Annotated in this window: 1 protein-coding gene; it reads right to left on the bottom strand. The window is 63.4% G+C overall.

Annotation, left to right across the window (positions count from 1 at the left end):
• Positions 1–157 precede the first annotated feature (157 nt).
• Positions 158–1,552, bottom strand: coding sequence for a flagellar hook-length control protein FliK (locus QMX91_RS31025; RefSeq protein ID WP_282413900.1), 1,395 nt, complete (start codon positions 1,550–1,552; stop codon positions 158–160).
• Between the last annotated feature and the right edge of the window lie 143 nt (positions 1,553–1,695).

Consider the following 1,695-nt stretch of genomic DNA (forward strand, 5'->3'; position numbering starts at 1 on the left):
GGCTGACTGAGGTGTCAGGCGTCAAACATCGACCTGAAAGACCGAGTCGATTATGGATTCACAGCGCAAGTATCCGGTCGGCGTACTTCGCGAGCATCCCCCAATCGGTCCCCTCTCCCTGTGGGAGAGGGCTAGGGTGAGGGGCTCTTGATTTTGCTCAGGCGTAATAGTCGACGGCGCTGCTGCCGATCACGCTGGTGGTTTGCGCAGCAGCTTCCGCCACGGCCGCCGGCGTCAGCTCTTCTTCCGCCGAATCCAGACGTCCGCCCGCGGCGCTGGTGCGACCACTCTGACCCTGCTGCGCCTGTTCCTGACCCTGCTGACCCTGCCAGCCACGGCTCTGGTCGGAGACATTGACGTCGACCTGGCCCATGCCCTGCTGGGTGAACATGTCACGCAAGCGATGCATCTGACCGTCGAGCGCTTCGCGCACGCTTGGGTGCGCGCTCATGAAGGTCACCTGGGTCTGCTGATCCGGCACCATGTTGACCCGAATATCCAGACGCCCGAGTTCCGCCGGCTGCAATTGAATATCCGCCGCCTTCAGGTTGGCGCTGGACAGGTACATGACGCGGTTGACGATTTCTTCGGTCCAGCCGCTCTGATGCATGGCGATCGGTTGATTCACCGGCACCGCGTTCGCGGTTTTCGGAGTGGCCGCCTGAGTCAGCGCCGCCAGACGGTTGGCGAAATCATCGACACGGGTGTCGCTGGTAGCAGCCTTCAGATCTTTCAGGCCATCGTCTATCAGGCCGCTGAAGGCCTTTTCACCATTCTGACTGGTGCTGTCCTTGTCGGCCTGCACGTCGAGCATGCTCGCCATGCCGGCAGCGAAGTTCTGCGCCGCAGTCAATTCACCGTCGGCCTGAGCCTGGGCCGGTGTAGCTTTGGGTTGGGCCTGGCTGCTGGCGGAAATGTGCCCGCCCTGCTCCATCGCCATACGCAGCGCCGGCAACGAGTCGAGTGGATCGGCCGCCGGGTCGAACGCGCTATCGGTTGATGCCGCCGGATCTTTGACCACGGCTGGCGCCAAAGTGGCGGCCACGACCGGCGTTTCGGTTTTGGCCGGTTCCGGTGTTGCAGCGACTGGCGCTGCCACCACCGGCGCGGTCACCAGCGGCTGCACGGTTTGCGCCAGTGCCGGATCCAGCGCCGGATCCACCGGGGTGGTGTCGGCCACTGGCGTCTGCGCGCTGTCGGCAGCAGCATCGGCGGCGGCCTTGTCAGCGGCGGCCTGATCATCGGAGGTGGTCGACGCGGTCTTGTCGGCAGGCAAGGCATTGCCGCTATCGGCAACGGTCTGTTGCGTGGCGGCAGACTTATCCTTGGCGAAATCTTTCTTGTCGCTGTTGTCGGCAACCTTGTCGCGCGCCGGTTTCAACGAACTGTCAGCGCTCGCAAGGGGCTTTTTCGGGCCTTGATCGGCGAACACCTGAGCGAAGCTTGAGGCCTTGTCCCCGGTGTCTGCGGCCATGACCGGCGTTTTCGCGGCGGCGGCTTGCGCCTTGGCCTGGGCGGCAGATTGAAGAAGAACATTGGGGGTCGCAGGCATGACACGGTCTCCGCTGCACTGGGATCGTAGGTACAGTTGACGAGGAATATTGCAAGTGTCGGGCCAGTTTTGTCCGGCGCGTGCGAAAAGCGCCGGCCGGGAGGTTTGAATGGGTCAGGGCTGTCGGGTATACACATCTGACG

Origin of the sequence: Pseudomonas sp. PS01299, from assembly GCF_029960145.1 — a bacterium.
GTDB classification, from domain to species: domain Bacteria; phylum Pseudomonadota; class Gammaproteobacteria; order Pseudomonadales; family Pseudomonadaceae; genus Aquipseudomonas; species Aquipseudomonas putida_A.

Coding starts and splice junctions, on each gene's coding strand:
- QMX91_RS31025 (WP_282413900.1), bottom strand. CDS start 1,552: ATGCCTGCGACCCCCAATGTTCTTCTTCAATCTGCCGCCCAGGCCAAG.